Source organism: Nocardioides sp. NPDC057577 (assembly GCF_042801335.1).
In the GTDB taxonomy this organism is placed as follows: Bacteria; Actinomycetota; Actinomycetes; order Propionibacteriales; family Nocardioidaceae; genus Nocardioides.
In genome coordinates this window covers 1-1,089 of the sequence record NZ_JBHVGB010000365.1, presented here as the reverse complement: position 1 = coordinate 1,089, position 1,089 = coordinate 1, and the positions used below count along the sequence as shown (strand labels likewise).

The window sequence follows — 1,089 nt, the reverse complement described above, 5'->3', positions numbered from 1 at the left end:
CAGTTGGTCAAGCTCGCGCCGATCGCTGCAGCGTTCGCCGGAACCGGGCATCAGCATGTAATCGTGCACACAGGCCAGCATTACGACGCGGACCTGTCCGATGTCTTCTTCTCCGGCCTGGGCATCCCCGACCCGGATGTTCACCTCGGCATCGGTTCCGGCAGCCACGGCACTCAGACCGGCGGAGTACTCACGGCCATGGATCCGGTGCTCGAAGCCGAACGGCCCGACTGGGTTCTGGTGTACGGGGACACGAATTCGACGCTGGCCGGTGCGCTCTCCGCCGTCAAGATGCACCTTCCGGTGGCCCACCTGGAAGCCGGCCTGCGTTCCTTCAACCGCCGGATGCCGGAGGAGCACAACCGCATCCTCACCGATCACGCGGCCGACCTCCTCCTCGCCCCGACACAGGAGGCCATGCGCCACCTCGCCGGCGAAGGGCTGTCCGAGCGCTCCGTGCTGGCCGGCGACGTCATGGTGGATGTATGTCTGCGCATCCGGGACGCGGTCACGGCCGGTGAGCACCCGAAGCCCGTGCTGCCGGAGGGCATCGACCCGGGCGCGCCCTACCTGCTGGCGACCCTCCACCGGCCTGACAACACCGACTCCCCTGAGCGGCTCGCGGCACTGCTCGACTCGCTGGCAGCTCTGCCCGTGCCGGTGGCTCTGCTGGCACACCCCCGCCTCGTCGCACGCGCCGAGGAACACGGTATCGATTTGAACCGCGGTTCCCTGCACGCCGGGAGGCCGCTCCCCTACGCCGGTCTGGTGGCCGCGGTCATGGGCTCCGCCGGTGTGGTCACGGACTCGGGCGGACTACAGAAGGAGGCCTTCCTCCTGGACCGCGTCTGCACGACCATCCGTCCGGAGACCGAGTGGGTGGAGACGCTTGAGGGTGACTGGAACCAGCTGGTTCCCGACCCGCACCAGCTCTCGGCCTCCGCATGGGCCGACATCGCGCTGCGCCCCACCCCGGCCACGGACCGCGGCCTGCCCTACGGCGACGGCAAGGCGGCCGAGCACGTGGTCGCGCTTCTGGAGCGCCACCGCCGCTGACCCGAAGCCCCGTGACGCGAGTACGTCCGCGCC

The 1,089-nt window shown here is 69.8% G+C and carries 1 protein-coding gene; it reads left to right on the top strand.

The genetic code is table 11. The features are described 5' to 3' along the window. Positions 1-1,056, top strand: a 1,056-nt coding sequence (gene wecB, locus ACFU7D_RS29835; protein WP_378874181.1) for a non-hydrolyzing UDP-N-acetylglucosamine 2-epimerase, incomplete at its 5' end; no start/stop codon positions are given. Between the last annotated feature and the right edge of the window lie 33 nt (positions 1,057-1,089).